The sequence below is a fragment of the Xanthomonas sp. WHRI 7064 genome (assembly GCF_040202355.2).
GTDB classification, from domain to species: domain Bacteria; phylum Pseudomonadota; class Gammaproteobacteria; order Xanthomonadales; family Xanthomonadaceae; genus Xanthomonas; species Xanthomonas arboricola.
Window position 1 is genome coordinate 3476321 of record NZ_CP167821.1, and the last position, 14301, is coordinate 3490621.

The 14301-nt window shown below is 66.0% G+C and carries 16 protein-coding genes, 1 tRNA gene and 1 other RNA gene; 4 read left to right on the forward strand and 14 right to left on the reverse strand.

Annotated features, from left to right (window positions below):
- The first annotated feature begins 67 nt into the window (after window positions 1–67).
- The 3 genes from ABQY74_RS14905 (at window position 68) to ABQY74_RS14915 (ending at window position 1988) form a co-directional block, all read left to right on the forward strand.
- The gene (locus tag ABQY74_RS14905) at window positions 68–961 is read left to right on the forward strand and encodes a LysR family transcriptional regulator ArgP (protein WP_349792032.1); all 894 of its coding nucleotides are present in this window, start codon (window positions 68–70) and stop codon (window positions 959–961) included.
- A gap of 229 nt (window positions 962–1190) precedes the next feature.
- The gene (queC, locus tag ABQY74_RS14910) at window positions 1191–1865 is read left to right on the forward strand and encodes a 7-cyano-7-deazaguanine synthase QueC (protein WP_039519526.1); all 675 of its coding nucleotides are present in this window, start codon (window positions 1191–1193) and stop codon (window positions 1863–1865) included.
- Between the two features lie 47 nt (window positions 1866–1912).
- Window positions 1913–1988 (forward strand) — tRNA-Lys (locus tag ABQY74_RS14915).
- 226 nt (window positions 1989–2214) lie between these two features.
- On the opposite strand, the gene ABQY74_RS14920 is transcribed toward ABQY74_RS14915, so the two are convergent.
- The 3 genes from ABQY74_RS14920 to ABQY74_RS14930 form a co-directional block, all read right to left on the reverse strand.
- Window positions 2215–2538: a hypothetical protein gene (locus tag ABQY74_RS14920; RefSeq protein ID WP_172454185.1), complete on the reverse strand. Its 324-nt coding sequence runs from the start codon at window positions 2536–2538 to the stop codon at window positions 2215–2217.
- Window positions 2535–2750 (reverse strand): hypothetical protein, encoded by a 216-nt coding sequence (locus ABQY74_RS14925; protein WP_349792034.1) that lies wholly within the window; start codon window positions 2748–2750, stop codon window positions 2535–2537. Before ABQY74_RS14925 ends, ABQY74_RS14920 begins: the two co-directional genes overlap by 4 nt.
- 280 nt (window positions 2751–3030) lie before the next feature.
- Window positions 3031–3276, reverse strand: a complete 246-nt coding sequence (locus ABQY74_RS14930; protein ID WP_372469908.1) for a hypothetical protein — start codon at window positions 3274–3276, stop codon at window positions 3031–3033.
- On the opposite strand from ABQY74_RS14930, the gene ABQY74_RS14935 reads away from it, so the two are divergent.
- Entirely contained in the window at window positions 3275–4141 is an 867-nt protein-coding gene (locus tag ABQY74_RS14935) for an aldo/keto reductase family oxidoreductase (protein ID WP_349792036.1), read from the forward strand. The two genes, ABQY74_RS14930 and ABQY74_RS14935, sit on opposite strands and share 2 nt — an antisense overlap.
- A gap of 202 nt (window positions 4142–4343) precedes the next feature.
- Here ABQY74_RS14935 and queE read toward each other — a convergent pair whose 3' ends face one another.
- From queE to ABQY74_RS14990, 11 genes are all read right to left on the reverse strand, one after another.
- Complete coding sequence (gene queE, locus ABQY74_RS14940; protein WP_024939946.1) at window positions 4344–5027, reverse strand: 7-carboxy-7-deazaguanine synthase QueE; 684 nt, start codon at window positions 5025–5027, stop codon at window positions 4344–4346.
- Between the two features lie 42 nt (window positions 5028–5069).
- Complete coding sequence (gene ybgF / locus ABQY74_RS14945; RefSeq protein WP_024939947.1) at window positions 5070–5888, reverse strand: tol-pal system protein YbgF; 819 nt, start codon at window positions 5886–5888, stop codon at window positions 5070–5072.
- A gap of 6 nt (window positions 5889–5894) precedes the next feature.
- Window positions 5895–6413 carry a peptidoglycan-associated lipoprotein Pal gene (gene pal / locus ABQY74_RS14950; protein WP_016904129.1) on the reverse strand — a complete coding sequence of 173 codons (519 nt, stop codon included), beginning with the start codon at window positions 6411–6413 and terminating at the stop codon, window positions 5895–5897.
- A 57-nt stretch (window positions 6414–6470) separates the two neighbouring features.
- Window positions 6471–7790 carry a Tol-Pal system beta propeller repeat protein TolB gene (tolB, locus tag ABQY74_RS14955; RefSeq protein WP_026064729.1) on the reverse strand — a complete coding sequence of 440 codons (1320 nt, stop codon included), beginning with the start codon at window positions 7788–7790 and terminating at the stop codon, window positions 6471–6473.
- A gap of 266 nt (window positions 7791–8056) precedes the next feature.
- Window positions 8057–9094 (reverse strand): cell envelope integrity protein TolA, encoded by a 1038-nt coding sequence (gene tolA, locus ABQY74_RS14960; protein WP_349792038.1) that lies wholly within the window; start codon window positions 9092–9094, stop codon window positions 8057–8059.
- On the reverse strand, window positions 9084–9533 hold the full coding sequence (tolR, locus tag ABQY74_RS14965) for a protein TolR (protein WP_016904126.1): 450 nt from the start codon (window positions 9531–9533) through the stop codon (window positions 9084–9086). The genes tolA and tolR overlap by 11 nt, the downstream gene beginning before the upstream one ends.
- Window positions 9534–9768: 235 nt before the next feature.
- On the reverse strand, window positions 9769–10548 hold the full coding sequence (gene tolQ, locus ABQY74_RS14970; protein ID WP_016904125.1) for a protein TolQ: 780 nt from the start codon (window positions 10546–10548) through the stop codon (window positions 9769–9771).
- Between the two features lie 11 nt (window positions 10549–10559).
- Window positions 10560–11018: a tol-pal system-associated acyl-CoA thioesterase gene (gene ybgC / locus ABQY74_RS14975; protein WP_039519514.1), complete on the reverse strand. Its 459-nt coding sequence runs from the start codon at window positions 11016–11018 to the stop codon at window positions 10560–10562.
- A 52-nt stretch (window positions 11019–11070) separates the two neighbouring features.
- A complete protein-coding gene (gene ruvB, locus ABQY74_RS14980) occupies window positions 11071–12105 on the reverse strand; it encodes a Holliday junction branch migration DNA helicase RuvB (protein WP_126967618.1) in 1035 nt (344 codons plus the stop codon).
- 130 nt (window positions 12106–12235) lie between these two features.
- Entirely contained in the window at window positions 12236–14143 is a 1908-nt protein-coding gene (locus ABQY74_RS14985) for a potassium transporter Kup (RefSeq protein ID WP_026064726.1), read from the reverse strand.
- 59 nt (window positions 14144–14202) lie between these two features.
- Window positions 14203–14277, reverse strand: a non-coding RNA gene (locus ABQY74_RS14990) — sX9 sRNA.
- Between the last annotated feature and the right edge of the window lie 24 nt (window positions 14278–14301).

The following is a 14301-nucleotide window of genomic DNA, read 5'->3' on the forward strand; positions in this document are numbered from 1 at the left end:
TTCCACTGCAATTAGGAAAACTAAATCTTCTGTATCCTGCTTAGAACTTCTAATCCTGCCGAGTGTCATGGATCTTCTGCATCCGCAACTGGCCGCATTCGCTGCCGTTCTCGAAGAGGGCAGCTTCGACGCCGCTGCGCGTCGGCTGTCGGTGACGCCGTCGGCGATTTCGCAGCGGGTCAAGGCGCTGGAAGACCGGCTCGGCCAGGTGCTGGTGATCCGCAAGGCCCCCTGCCGCCCTACCCCGGCCGGCGAGCGCCTGCTGCGCCGGGTGAAGCCGATGCAGGTCCTGGAATCCGAAGCGATCGCCGACTTCCTCCACGGCGACAGCAGCGCCGGGCATCCGCGCACACTGGCCATCGCCGTCAACGACGACTCGCTGCAGACCTGGTTTCTGGCGGCCCTGTCGGCGCTGCACCGGGAGCACGGCGTTCTTTTCGATGTGCAGATGGACGACCAGGACCACACCCTGGAGCTGTTGCGCTCCGGGGCAGTGCTCGGTGCCGTCACCGCCGAGCGCAAGCCGCTGCAGGGCTGCAATGTGCAGGCGCTGGGAGTGATGCGTTACCACGCCATCGCGTCGGCCGCATTCGTTGCGACGCATTTCAAGCAGGGCTTCAGCGCAGCTGCGCTGGCCCACGCACCGATGCTGGTGTTCAACCGAAAGGACACGCTGCAGACCCGCTTCGTCCGCCGCATCACCCGTACGCAGGTGGCGCCGCCGATCCACTACCTGCCGACCTCGACCGGTTTTGTCGAAGCGGCCGCACGCGGACTCGGCTGGTGTCTGGCGCCGGAATCGATGGTCGTACCTGCCGTGCGCGACAGGCAGGTGGTCATCATCGACCCGACACGCTGGCTCGATGTGCCGCTGTACTGGCAATGCGCCGCGGTGCGCTCGAGCGCCTTGCAGCAGCTGGGCCAGGCCCTGCGCAAGGCCGCGTCTGCGAGCCTGCGCTGAGACCGGCCGTGCCGCACCGACGCTGGCAAAACACGATACCCAAGGCGCGCAGCTGCCGGCAGGCTATCGCACCGGATTGACGTGCAGATGCGGTCGCTACCCTGCCCGCGCGCGCGTGGCACAGCCGCGTTGCCCGGCATCCCGCTGCCGCCGCAGCGACAGCCGGGTCGCCGTGCCACGCCGAGCCTGCTAGCCTTTCCGCCTATTCCGTTGTGATTGCCGATCCGTCATGAAAAAAGCCGTTGTTCTATTGTCCGGGGGCATGGATTCCGCTGCCGTCATCGCGCTTGCGCAGGAGCAGGGCTTTGCCGTGCATGCCTTGAGCGTGCGCTACGGGCAGCGCCACACCTCCGAGCTGGACGCCGCCGCGCGCGTGGCGGCGGCGCAGGGCGTCATCGCGCACAAGGTGGTGGACGTGGACCTGCGCAGCATCGGCGGCTCGGCGCTCACCGACGACATCGACGTGCCCGATGCCGGCGGTGACGGCATCCCGGTCACCTACGTGCCGGCGCGCAACACCATCATGCTGTCGCTGGCACTGGGCTGGGCCGAGGTGATCGGCGCCAACGACCTGTTCTGCGGCGTCAACGCGGTCGATTATTCGGGTTACCCCGACTGCCGGCCCGAGTTCGTGCGCGCCTTCGAAGTGCTGGCCAACCTGGCCACCAAGGCCGGCGTCGAAGGCGCCGGCCTGCGCGTGCACGCACCGCTGCAGTTCCTCAGCAAGGCCGACATCGTGCGTGAAGGCGTGCGCCTGGGCGTGGACTTTGGCCTGACCGTGTCCTGCTACCGCGCCGACGCCGACGGACGCGCCTGCGGGCACTGCGACGCCTGCCGCCTGCGTGCCGCCGGTTTCGCCGACGCCGGCGTCGCGGACCCCACCCACTACGCCATTTCGCCTTGACTCCGCTGTAGGGTAGAATGCGCACCCCGGCGCACTGCCGGGACAGTGGGCCGTTAGCTCAGTCGGTAGAGCAGAAGACTTTTAATCTTTTGGTCGATGGTTCGAATCCATCACGGCCCACCAATCAAATCAGCAACTTGAAGAGCGCCGAAGGCGCTTTTTTTGCGCCCGCCGGAAAGTTGCCGGGACCTGCGTCGCCAGGGACCCTGCGTCACGGCCGCGAAGTCGGATGGCATCCACCATCTGCCGCGACTGGCGCGCTGCCGTCAACGCCGGCTTCTCCCCTGCAGATCGCGCATCATCTTGCAGGTCGTGGGCCCGGCGCAGGCGGCCGTGGCGTTCTCGCCAATCATGTGGCTCCCGTCTTCTGGATACGCGATTGCACGCGCCGCGTTCGTCGCGCAGCTCCTGCGGCGCGTGCCTGCTTGCGCAGCCAGCTGAGGACGTCCACTGCAGCGTCGACGCGCATGCAGACATGCAGGCGGCCCAGCACAACGCTCTGCGCATCGCCGCCCGGCAGTATCTCGTCAAAGCCGGTGGCTTCGCAGGCGATCAGGACCGGCGAGGCATCGGGCTGCGCGTCGGAATGCAGCATGGCCAGCACATAGCCCTGCATCATCTCGAAGCTGAGGACGACGCCCGTGCAGACGCGGAACTGTTTGCCCAGGCTCATCGCTGCGGCTCCGTCAACGCGCTATCGACGCTAGCGATTGCATCGGCGCCGGCAAGCGTGAGCGCATGCACAGCCTTACCTGCGACGCCGGGATGGGCATTCGGGCTTCGCCAGGCGGCACGCGTCCCTTCGAGGGCATTGAAGATCGGCCGCACATCATGGACGACCTGGTATGCCACAGACGTGGGTGCTTCATGGGTGTCGTGAGACATGCTGGATTCCTTTTGTGTTTTGGAATCCGCCACCCAGACGCCAATCGGGGTGGCGGACGGTACGCGGTTGGCGTGCCGGCCAAAAGGACCCGGTGGGCCTTGCGGCCCCCGCGCACCGCCCGCCATAAAACTGGCCGGCATGCGCCCGCGACGATGCGGGCGATAAAAAAGCGCCGTGCATCGGTCGATGGGCGCTGGTGCGCCTTTTGGTTCGGGACGCCAATCCCGGTCGCCGATTGTGCGGCGACGTTGGCATACTCGCGCCGACGCTTGGCGCCTGTCAACGCAAAACGCGCAACACGGCGACGACGGTCGCGAAGAAACGCGGCGAAAGCACTGCCCGCGTAGCCAGCAAAACCTGAAACTCCAGCACATCCCGCCGGACGATCAGCCCGGGGCGCTGCGGCTGCGCCCACACGCCACAAGCCCTGGCGGCAGTGGACTGACGCTGCGGCAAATGCGAATTCACATGCCGCGCCACGTTTCCTATCGTTGTTGGCTCAACGACACGCGAGCGCCACGCCATGACCAACATCGAAAAAGCCGGAACGTTTTTGCTTGGAGACCGCAAGCTCACCCGCATCGGCTACGGCGCAATGCAGCTGGCGGGGCCTGGCGTGTTCGGCCCGCCCAAGGACCGCGACGGTGCGTTGGCGGTGCTGCGCGACGCCATCGCGCTGGGCGTCAACCATATCGACACCAGCGATTTCTACGGGCCGCACATCACCAATCAGCTGATCCGCGAGGCACTGCATCCCTACCCGCAGGAATTGACCATCGTCACCAAGATCGGCGCCGCGCGCGGCACGGATGGTTCCTGGCTACCTGCCTTCTCGCCGCAGCAGCTGGTCGAGGCGGTGCACGACAATCTGCGCAATCTGGGGCTTGAAACGCTGGATGTGGTCAACCTGCGCGTGATGTTCAAGGCGCAGGAGCCGGCAGAAGGCTCGATCGCGGAGCAACTGGCGGCCTTGATCAAGCTGCAGCGCGATGGCCTGGTGCGGCACATCGGCATCAGCAACGTCACCGCAGCGCAGGTGGCCGAAGCACGCGCCATGACCGACATCGTCTGCGTGCAGAACATGTACAACATCGCGCATCGACACGACGACGAAATCATCGACACGCTCGCGCGCGACGGCATCGCCTACGTACCGTTCTTCCCCCTTGGCGGCTTTTCGCCTTTGCAATCGTCCACGCTTGCCGCTGTTGCCCAGCGCCTGGCCGCAACCCCGATGCAGGTGGCACTGGCGTGGTTGCTGCAGCGCTCGCCCAACATCTTGCTGATTCCGGGGACCTCGTCGGTGGCGCATCTGCGCGCCAATCTGTTCGCGGCGGAACTGAAACTGCCGGCCGATGCCGTCGAAGAGTTGAACAGGATCGCCGCGTAAATGCAGACGGCCGCCTCCTGGCAGGCAGCGCCTTGCGCTCGGGATCAGTGCGAGCAACTCAGCGTGGCGGGTGGTCGTCAGGCGGGTACAAGCGGCATGCCGGCAACCGCAGTGGCTGCGTGGCATGCCGATTGCGGGCAACCGGCCGCGCCCGCCGTTGAGTGAGCGCAGTCGCTCTATCGCCCGGGCTTAGCGCTCGGGCTTAGCGCCCAGGCTCGTCGTTCCACAGCAGCTTGTGCAGCTGCATCTGGAAGCGCACCGGCAGACGATCCGCCACGATCCAGTCGGCCAGCTCCCGCGGCGTGACTTCGCTCTTGCTGGGCGAAAACCACACCGTGCAGCGGCGGTCCAGCGCATGCGCGGCGACAATCTCGCGCGACCATTCGTAATCGGCGCGGCTGCAGATCACGAACTTGATCTGGTCGCGTGCGGTCAGCAGCGGCAGATTCTCCCAGCGATTGCGCTGTTCCTCTCCTGAGGCCGGCGTCTTGATGTCGACCACCCGCGAGACGCGCGGATCCACGGCCGACACGTCCAATGCACCGGACGTCTCCAACGAGACATCGAAACCGGCATCGCACAGTTTCTGCAGCAGCACCAGGCAGCGCTTCTGCGCCAACGGCTCGCCGCCGGTCACGCAGACATGGCGCACGCCGTGGCTGGCTACCTCGGCGACGATCGCATCGATGTCATGCCATTCCCCGCCGTGGAAGGCGTAGGCGGTATCGCAGTAGTGGCAACGCAGCGGGCAACCGGTCAGACGCACGAACACGGTCGGCCAGCCGGCGGCCTCGGCTTCGCCCTGCAGGGACAGAAAGATTTCGGTGATCTTCAATCGCGGCAACGGCGACTGGACGATCTCGCTGGGGACGGCGGCAGCATTCATTGGCAAAGTATGCGTCACGCCCGAAGGCGCGCACGCGCGGGCTCAGCGCAGTTGCTGGCCGAGACGGATGGACTGCAGACGCTCCTGGGCCACGCGCGCTGCGTCGGAGCCGGGATACTGCGATGCGACCTGCTGCAAGGTCTGCTGGGCCTGGTCGTTCTTGCCTTCGCCATACTGCGACAGGCCAAGCTTCAACAGGCCGCCAGAGGCCTTGTCATGCGTGGGATAGCGGCTGACGAGATCGCGGAACTGCGCCTCGGCCAGCTGGAAATTTCGGGTGGCGTAGTAACTCTCGCCCAGCCAGTACAAGGCATTGGGGGTGTAGACGCCGTTGGGATACAGCTCCAGAAAACTCAGGAACAACTGCGAGGCATCGTCGTACTTGCCGTTCTTCAAGGCATCGAAGGCGACATTGTAGGCAGTGCGCTCCTCGTTGCTGACGGCCAGGGTGCCTGGGTCGCCATGCACGCTGGGCGGCTTCTCGGAAGTTGCCGCCGCTGCAGGCCGCGCGGCCGGAGCCGGGGCGGGTGTGACGCTGCCGGTGGGCGATGGCAATGGCGGGGTTGCGCCACCTGCACCTTCCAGCCGATTCAGGCGTCCGTCCAGGTCCAGATACTGATCCTTGGACTGCTGCTTGAGTTGTTCGTTGTCGTGCTGCAGCTGCTCCACGGTCGCTCGCAAGCCCTGCAGGTCCGAACGCGCCTGCTGCAGCTGGTTGAGAAGATCGTTGTTGGCCTGGCTGTTGGCCTGCTGCTGCTCGAGAACGGCAACACGATCAGCGAGACTGGCTCGCTGCGCGTGCGCCGGCGCGGCGACCACAAGGGCCGCCGCGACGAACAGGGATGTCACTCGAAAGCGCATCGCTTCTTACTGAGCCGTGTACACGATTTCGACGCGACGGTTCTGCGACCAGCAGCTTTCGCTGGTTTCGGTGCAGACCGGACGCTCTTCGCCGTAGCTGACGACGGTCAGCTGGCTGGCGGAACCGCCGGCAGCCTGCAGCGACGACGACACGGCATTGCCGCGACGCTCGCCCAGACCCATGTTGTACTCACGCGAACCGCGCTCGTCAGCATTGCCCTGCAGGGTGATGCGCGAGGAAGGACGGTCACGCAGGTACTTGGCGTGGCACGCCATGATGGCCTGGAATTCCGGCTTCAGGGAGTCCTGATCCAGATCGAAGTAGACAACGCGCTGGCGCAGGCAGGCATCGGTATCCAGGTCGCCCGGGCCGTACAGGCCAGAGGTGGACGGGCCGGTGGGAACGGAGGAACCAGCGGTGGTGTCAGTCGCAGGAGGCGGAGTTTCCTTCACCTTCTTCGAACAACCGGCCAGCACGGCAACGGACAACAGGGAGACAAGCAAGACGCGGGTGGACTTGTTCATGGGATACCTATGGAGGCTCTGGGCCAATGAGTGGTTTAACGCAGCGAAATATTAACATTAATGCGCGGTTCGGTAAGGCCCCCATGCAGGTTCTCTCACATCTCCATCGGCCAGGACCAGACGCTGGCGGACGCGAGCGTCGGAGGAGACGGCGTAGAGCACGCCGCGACCACCCTCACGTGCGGCGTACAGCACCATGCTGGCGTTCGGCGCGAAGCTCGGCGACTCGTCCAGCGAACCCGGCGAGAGGGTACTCCAGCTCGGCGAACCCAGGCTGCGGTCCATCATGGCAATGCGGTAGCTATTGCCGCTGCCCTGTGCCACGGCGACCTTCTTGCCGTCAAACGAGACGCTGGCGGTGGCGTTGTAGTTGCCCTGGAAGGTCACGCGGTTGGCGCTGCCGCCGCTTGCGGCTACCTGGTAGATCTGCGGACGACCGCCGCGATCGGAGGTGAAGTAGATGCTGCCGCCGTCCGGCGCCCAGGTCGGCTCGGTGTCGATGCCGAAGTGATTGGTCAGCTGGGTCAACTGCTTGCTGCCCAGATCCATGACGTAGATCTCCGGGTTGCCGCTGCGCGACAGTGCCAGCGCCAGGCGGCGACCGTCCGGCGAGAACGACGGCGCACCGTTGATACCGCGGAAGCTGGATACCAGCTCACGCGCGCCGGTGGCGATGTCCTGCAGGTAGATCGAGGAGTTGCCGCGCTCGAAGCTCACATAGGCCAGCTTCTTGCCGTCCGGGCTCCAGTTCGGCGACAGCAGCGGCTCGGCCGAGCGCACGATGGTCTGCGGGTTGTAGCCGTCCGAGTCGGCCACCATCAGCGCATAGCGCATGGCGCCGCCCTTGCCGCTGGCGGTCACATAGGCAATCCGGGTCCAGAACGCGCCACGCACGCCGGTGATCTTTTCGTAGATCGCGTCGGCCATCTGGTGCGAGACATCGCGCATCGCGTTGGCACGTGCGGTCATCGCCAGGCCGAGCAGGCGCTCGCCCTTGGCCACGTCGAACAGTTCGTACTCGACGCGGTAGGCACCTTCGCCGGCATCCATCACGCGGCCGACCACGATGTAGTTCTGCTTGAGCGTACGCCAGGTCTGGAACTGCACCTCGGTGCCGCGGGTCGGCTTCTCGACGATCTGCGCAACCGGCAACGTGCGGAACTGGCCGGAACGGTCCAGGTCTGCGCCGACGACGGCAGACACATCGGTCTGCGGGGCAGTGCCGGAACCCTGGTACGGCATGGGCACGACGGTGATGGGCGTCGCCGAAGCGCTACCGCCGACGATATCGATGGTGAGCCCTTGCTGTTGCGCGAGCGCGCTCAGCGGCAACAACAGGGCGGTCAAGGCAGCTAGCCAACGCAGCGGTTTTTTCATGGACGGCTCGGATCGGGCAGGAAAAGTGTGCAAGGGATACCAATCAGCGAGTGAACATACTCGCAATCGTGAACGAGACAGCGTGAAAGTGGAGCGAGTGGTCAACCATCGGGCGTTCCATCGGCCAGACCAGCGAGCAGGCGTGCGGTGGTGCAGCACGACCTACCCGGCAGAACTACGTCAGGCAGCCGGCCACACCCCGCAAATCTACATCCGGACCGAGGCGCAGCGCAGGTCATGCGGCCGCGCCCCCGATCTGGGGCTTGCTAGTCCTGCGGGGTGAACACAAACGTCAGGTTGCGCTGGAACACCGACTCGAACCCACGGTACGGCAATGGCTGCGCACTCAGCACTGCGGCTTCGATCGAGCGCTGGCCGGCCTCGTCGTAGGGGCAACCCGGCGCCACCTTGGCCTCCATCACGGTGCCACCCGGCAACTGGCGGATGTTGATGCTGCATTTCTGGCCCGGCGGCACCGATGGCGGACGCACCCACTGCGCCAGCACCTTCTGCTGGATCGCCGCGGCGTACTTGGCCGACAGATCGGTGTTGGTACCGCCCTGCCCTGCGGTCGGCTGCGCGGTGGCGGCGGCAGCCGACGAGGCCTGCTGCGCACGCGCGGCGGCGACCTGGCGCAGTTTCTGCTCGGCCAGCGCAGCTTCCTTGGTGGCCTGTTCGCGCTGGCGGCGGATGTCTGCGATCTTCTTTTCGCGTTCGGCATCGGCGGCAGCCTGCTGCGCTGCGGCCTGCTTCTTCTTGGCGTCGGCTTCTTCCTGCTGCTTGGCCAGGCGCAGTTTCTGCTCGGCCTCTTCCTGGCGTTTGCGCTCGGTCAGGTCGATCTGCTCCTGACGGCGCTTGGCCTCCTGTTCCTGCTTGGCCTTTTCCACCGACAGCGCCAGCGCGTCGACGCGGTCCTGGTCGACCTTGTCCGGCTGCGCGACGCGCTCCTGCGCCTGCGCCTGTTGCGGCGTGGGCGCATCCTGCGGACGCGGCTCGGGAATCGGCTGCGGCGGCGGCACGGTATCTTCCGGTGCCGGTTCGGGTAGCGGTGCCGGCGGCGGCGGTGCCTCCACCGGCGTGGCCTTCAGCGCCTGGCGCGCAACGCGCGCTTCGGCGGCGGACACGTCCAGCGAGGCTTCCATGCTGGGGTCGCCCGCGGCCGGCTCGACCGAGCGTTCGGGCGACCACAGCCAGCCGGCGATGAACACCAGCGCGACCAGCACGTGCACGACCAGGGCCAGCACGACCGGCCGCAGCCAGCCATCCTCGCGCGCCGTCTGAGTGGGGAGTGCGTCAGCGTGCATCGCTGCCTGCAGTGCCGCCGGAGTCGGAGATCAGGCCGACCTTCTCGACCTTGGCCTGCTTGAGCACGTCGATGGCGTCCATGATCTTTTGATACGGCGCGGCACGATCGCCGGCCACGACCACGCGTGCGTCCTTGTCCTGCGCCACGATGGCGGCCAGTTGCGCCTGCAGCGCCGCCACGTCCATCGCCTGCGGCTTGCCCTTGGGCAGTTGCAGTGCGAGCTGGCCGTCGGCGGCGACCACTACCACGACCGGATCCTGCTTGCTCTCCAGCGCCTTGGCGCGCGAGCTGGGCAGGTTGACGTCGGTGCTCAGGGTCAGCAGCGGCGCGGTCACCATGAAGATGATCAGCAGCACCAGCATTACGTCGATATACGGCACGACGTTGATGTCGGATTTGAGCTTGCGCTTCTTACGGCGGGAAATACCGGAAATCATCGCGGAACGTTCCTATTGATCCCCCGCACATGGATGTGCGGGCTCTTGCGAGGGACTCGCCCATCCAATCCATCGCACATGCGTGTGCGAGCTGTCGTGAGGGGCTTGCCTGTCCAATCCCTGCGCCACGCCAGACGCGCATGTGCGAACGCCGCACCTGCCACGTCCACGCACCGGGATGTGCGTGCCGTGACGGCGCATTCGCCCGGCTGCCGACTGTCGCAGGGCACGCGCATTACTCGTCCGCGCCGGCCTGGCGCTGCAGGATCGAGCTGAACTCGTCGGCGAAGGTCTCGTAGCGCACCGACAGCCGTTCCACGCGGGTGGTGAAACGGTTGTAGGCCCACACCGCGGGAATCGCCACGAACAGGCCGATGGCGGTGGCGAACAGCGCTTCGGAAATACCCGGTGCGACCGCAGCGATACCGGCCTGCTCGCCGCTGCTGACCATGTCGTGCATGGTCACCATGATGCCGAACACGGTGCCGACCAGGCCGACGTACGGCGCGGTGGAACCGATGTTGGCCAGCAATTCGAGATTGCGCTCGAGCTGGTCGACTTCGCGGGTGAAGGCGGTGCGCATGGCGCGCTGCGCGCCTTCCAGTTGCACCCGCCCGTCCAGCCGGCGGCGGTCGCGCAGCCGCGAGAACTCGCGGAAGCCGCTCTCGAACATCGACTCCAGACCGCCGACGGTGCGGTTACGGTCGGTGGCCGACGCGTAGAGCTTGGCCAGATCGGCGCCGGACCAGAAGCGGTTTTCGAACTCGTCCGCCTCGCGGTTGGCCTGCTTGAAGGCGCGCGCCTTGCGGAAAATGATCACCCAACTGATGAACGAGCCGATCAGCAGTAGCAGCACGATGATCTTGACCGGGATACTCGCCCGCAGAATAAGATCGACATAGTTGATGCTGCTGTTGTGCGCCACGCTGGCGGTCTGTGCCGCAGCGGCGGCAACGTCCTGCGGTAGTGCTTCCACTACCGTGTCCTGCAGGGCCAGGAGCAATGCAATCGACATCCGTTTGTTCCTCAGTAATCGGATTCTGGGGTTTCTAGAGCTTTCAACACGTCATACAGCGCATCGTCCATCCCGCGCGGGCGGAAGTCGCTGGTGCCGAGTGCGGCAATGCGCACCTCGGCGGTCAGCAGCACTTCGCCCTCGCGACGTACCGACTGCGCAAACAGCAGGCTGGCCCGTTTGCATCGCAGCAGTACCGCCGACACTGACAGCGCGTCGTCGAGCCGGGCCGGCTTGAGGAAATCCAGTTGCATCGAGCGGACCGCGAACACCAGCTCGTGCTGCTGGCGCATGCGCTCCTGCCCGTAGCCGAGTGCGCGCATCCACTCCGTGCGCGCCCGTTCCATGAAAGCGACGTAGCGCGCGTGGTAGACCACGCCCCCGGCGTCGGTATCTTCCCAGTACACGCGTGTCGGCCAACTGAATACAGGCGGGGATTGGGGAATCGGGAGTCGGGAATCGGCGGTCATGGGCACGGCTGATTGATCGAGACGGCCCGGGCGCGCGACGAACGGAGCGTCATCAGAACAGGTCTCCCGGTTCGCCGATGCCCGGTGAGCGGTCGCGCGGCGGCTTCAGGCCAAGGTGCAGATAGGCCTTGGTGGTGACCATGCGGCCGCGCGCGGTGCGGATCAAAAAGCCCTGCTGGATCAGATAGGGCTCGATCACGTCTTCCAGCGTGCCGCGCTCTTCCGACAGCGACGCGGCCAGCGACTCCACCCCGACCGGGCCGCCGTCGAAATGATCGACGATGGTGCGCAGCATGCGGCGGTCGAGCTCGTCGAAGCCTTCCGGGTCGACCTTGAGCATCTGCATCGCCGCCTGCGCCACCGGCAGGTCGATATGCCCTGCCGCCTTGACCTGGGCGAAGTCGCGCACCCGCCGCAGCAGCCGGTTGGCGATACGCGGGGTGCCGCGCGCGCGGCGGGCGATCTCGGCCGCGCCCTCGGGCGTGCAGTCGATGCCCAGGATCACCGCCGAACGGATCACGATGCGAGTCAGCTCCTGCGGCGAATAGAACTCCAGCCGCTGCACGATGCCGAAGCGGTCGCGCAAGGGCGCGGTCAGCAAGCCGGCACGGGTGGTGGCACCGATCAGGGTGAACGGCGGCAAGTCGATCTTGATCGAACGCGCGGCCGGGCCGTCGCCGATCATGATGTCGATCTGGAAATCTTCCATCGCGGGATACAGCACTTCTTCTACCACCGGCGAGAGGCGATGGATCTCGTCGATGAACAGCACATCGTGCGGCTGCAGATTGGTCAGCAGCGCGGCCAGATCGCCGGCCTTCTCGATCACCGGGCCGGAGGTCGAGCGCAAATTCACGCCCAGCTCGTTGGCGATGACGTGGCTGAGCGTGGTCTTGCCCAGACCGGGCGGGCCGAAGATCAGCACATGGTCCATCGCCTCGCCGCGCGCCTTGGCCGCTTCGATGTAGATCTCCATCTGCTCGCGCACCGGCTGCTGGCCCAGATAATCGGCCAGGCGCTTGGGCCGGATGCTCGCATCGGCGGCATCGTCTTCGCGGGTGGCACTGCTGGCGATGATGCGGTCCATTAGGGCGGGGATTGGGGATTCGGCAGACGGGATTGGCAGCGCACTAGTATGGGCCGCGGGGCGCCTCCGGCGCTACGCTCTTGCCAATCCCGAATATCCAATCCCCACTCCCGGGCCGCCACCGGCGGCCTTAGATCTCCACCTGCGCGCCCAGCTCGACCAGGCGGTTGCCGGGGATGCGGAAGAAGCCGGTGGCCGGGGCGGCGTTGCGATGCATCAGCGCGAACAGCTTGTCGCGCCAGATCGGCATGCCGCGGTTGGCGCTGGCCACGATGGTCTCGCGGCTGGCGAAGAAGGTGGTGTCCATCGGGTCGAAATGGATGCCGCCCTGGTCGCAGGAACGCATCAGCGCCAGCGGCACGTCCGGCGTTTCCATGAAGCCGAAGCGCACATAGACGCGGTAGAACTCGTCGCCGATCGACTCGATCTGCAGGCGCTTGTCCGCCGGCGCGTACGGGATCGGCAAGGTGTCGACATTGAGGAAGATGTTGCGCTCGTGCAGCACCTTGTTGTGCTTGAGGTTGTGCATCAGCGCATGCGGCACCACCATCGGGTCGGCGGTGAGGAACACCGCCATGCCCGGCACGCGCGCCGGCGGGGCCAGCATCAGGCCCGGCAGGAAGCTATCAATGCGGATGCCGTCCTTGCGGATTTCCTCGCGCAGCAGCGCGCGGCCGCGGCGCCAGGTGCGCATCAGGGTGAACACCACGATGCCCAGCGCCAGCGGGAACCAGGCGCCCTGCAACAGCTTGGCGCCGTTGGCGATGACGAAGGCCAGCTCGATGAAGAAGAACACCACGCACAGCGGCAGCACCCAGTTGCGCCAGCGCGGCCACAACGAGCGCGCCACCAGCGCCAGCAGCAGGGTATCGATCAGCATGGTCATCGACACCGAGATGCCGTAGGCCACCGCCAGATTGGTGGAGCTGCGGAAGATCAGCACCAGCGCGATCACCATCACCATCAGCAGCCAGTTGATGCCGGGCACGTAGATCTGGCCGATGGTGGTGCGCGAGGTGTGCTTGATCAGCATGCGCGGGATGTAGCCCAGCTGCATCGCCTGGCGAGCCACCGAATAGGCGCCGGTGATGACCGCCTGCGACGCGATCACGGCCGCCAGCGTGGCCAGGATGATCATCGGATACAGCGCCCAGCCCGGCACCGCTTCGAAGAACGGGTTCTTCAGTGCGGAAGGGTGATTGAGCACCAGCGCGCCCTGCCCCAGGTAGTTGAGCAGCAGCATCGGCAACACGAAGAAATACCAGCCATGGCGGATCGGCTTGGCGCCGAAGTGGCCCATGTCCGCATACAGCGCTTCACCGCCGGTCACCGCCAGCACCACTGCGCCCAGGATGAACACCCCGTGCCAGCCGTGCTCCATGAAGAAGCGGATCGCCCACCAGGGATTGAAGGCCTTCATCACTTCCGGCGCGTCGACGATGTTCCAGGCGCCGATCGCCCCCAGCGACAGGAACCACAGGCAGGTGATCGGGCCGAACACCTTGCCGACCTTTTCGGTGCCGAAGCGCTGCACCATGAACACCACCAGCAGCACGATCACGGTGATCGGCACGATGAAGGGATGCAGGCTGGGCGCGGCGATTTCCAGGCCTTCGACCGCGCCCATCACCGAGATGGCCGGGGTGATCACGCCATCACCGAAGAACAGCGAGGCGCCGAAGATGCCGAGGATGCCGACCACGTACGCCGAGCGCGACCCGCTGCGCAGGGTGCGCTGGGTCAACGCCATCAAGGCCATGATGCCGCCCTCGCCCTCGTTGTCGGCACGCATGATGATGGTGACGTACTTGAGCGTCACCGTGACCATCAGCGCCCAGAACGCCAGCGACAGCACGCCCAGCACGGTGTCGTGGTCGCTGGTCAGCCCGTAGTGCGGCGAGAACGCCTCCTTGAGGGTGTACAGCGGACTGGTACCGATATCGCCGAAGACGACGCCAATGGCGCCGATGACCAAGGCCATATGGCTATTGGCAGGCGCATGGCCGTGGCCAGCTGCGGAAGTGGGGGTCTGGGACATGAAGTGGGCAGGGTATCGCCAAGTGGCGTGAAGGAGGGGAAGACGGCGCGGCGTTGAGTGACTAAAAACGTAGCGAGCGGTGGTCAGCTGGGTGCGGGCGGCGCGCAGGGAGCCGCAGTGTACGAGTGGTCCCTGCCGATTCCGAGCACCGGCCGCGC

Coding starts and splice junctions, on each gene's coding strand:
- ABQY74_RS14905 (WP_349792032.1), top strand. CDS start 68: ATGGATCTTCTGCATCCGCAACTGGCCGCATTCGCTGCCGTTCTCGAA.
- queC (WP_039519526.1), top strand. CDS start 1,191: ATGAAAAAAGCCGTTGTTCTATTGTCCGGGGGCATGGATTCCGCTGCC.
- ABQY74_RS14920 (WP_172454185.1), bottom strand. CDS start 2,538: ATGAGCCTGGGCAAACAGTTCCGCGTCTGCACGGGCGTCGTCCTCAGC.
- ABQY74_RS14925 (WP_349792034.1), bottom strand. CDS start 2,750: ATGTCTCACGACACCCATGAAGCACCCACGTCTGTGGCATACCAGGTC.
- ABQY74_RS14935 (WP_349792036.1), top strand. CDS start 3,275: ATGACCAACATCGAAAAAGCCGGAACGTTTTTGCTTGGAGACCGCAAG.
- ABQY74_RS14930 (WP_372469908.1), bottom strand. CDS start 3,276: ATGGCGTGGCGCTCGCGTGTCGTTGAGCCAACAACGATAGGAAACGTG.
- queE (WP_024939946.1), bottom strand. CDS start 5,027: ATGAATGCTGCCGCCGTCCCCAGCGAGATCGTCCAGTCGCCGTTGCCG.
- ybgF (WP_024939947.1), bottom strand. CDS start 5,888: ATGCGCTTTCGAGTGACATCCCTGTTCGTCGCGGCGGCCCTTGTGGTC.
- pal (WP_016904129.1), bottom strand. CDS start 6,413: ATGAACAAGTCCACCCGCGTCTTGCTTGTCTCCCTGTTGTCCGTTGCC.
- tolB (WP_026064729.1), bottom strand. CDS start 7,790: ATGAAAAAACCGCTGCGTTGGCTAGCTGCCTTGACCGCCCTGTTGTTG.
- tolA (WP_349792038.1), bottom strand. CDS start 9,094: ATGCACGCTGACGCACTCCCCACTCAGACGGCGCGCGAGGATGGCTGG.
- tolR (WP_016904126.1), bottom strand. CDS start 9,533: ATGATTTCCGGTATTTCCCGCCGTAAGAAGCGCAAGCTCAAATCCGAC.
- tolQ (WP_016904125.1), bottom strand. CDS start 10,548: ATGTCGATTGCATTGCTCCTGGCCCTGCAGGACACGGTAGTGGAAGCA.
- ybgC (WP_039519514.1), bottom strand. CDS start 11,018: ATGACCGCCGATTCCCGACTCCCGATTCCCCAATCCCCGCCTGTATTC.
- ruvB (WP_126967618.1), bottom strand. CDS start 12,105: ATGGACCGCATCATCGCCAGCAGTGCCACCCGCGAAGACGATGCCGCC.
- ABQY74_RS14985 (WP_026064726.1), bottom strand. CDS start 14,143: ATGTCCCAGACCCCCACTTCCGCAGCTGGCCACGGCCATGCGCCTGCC.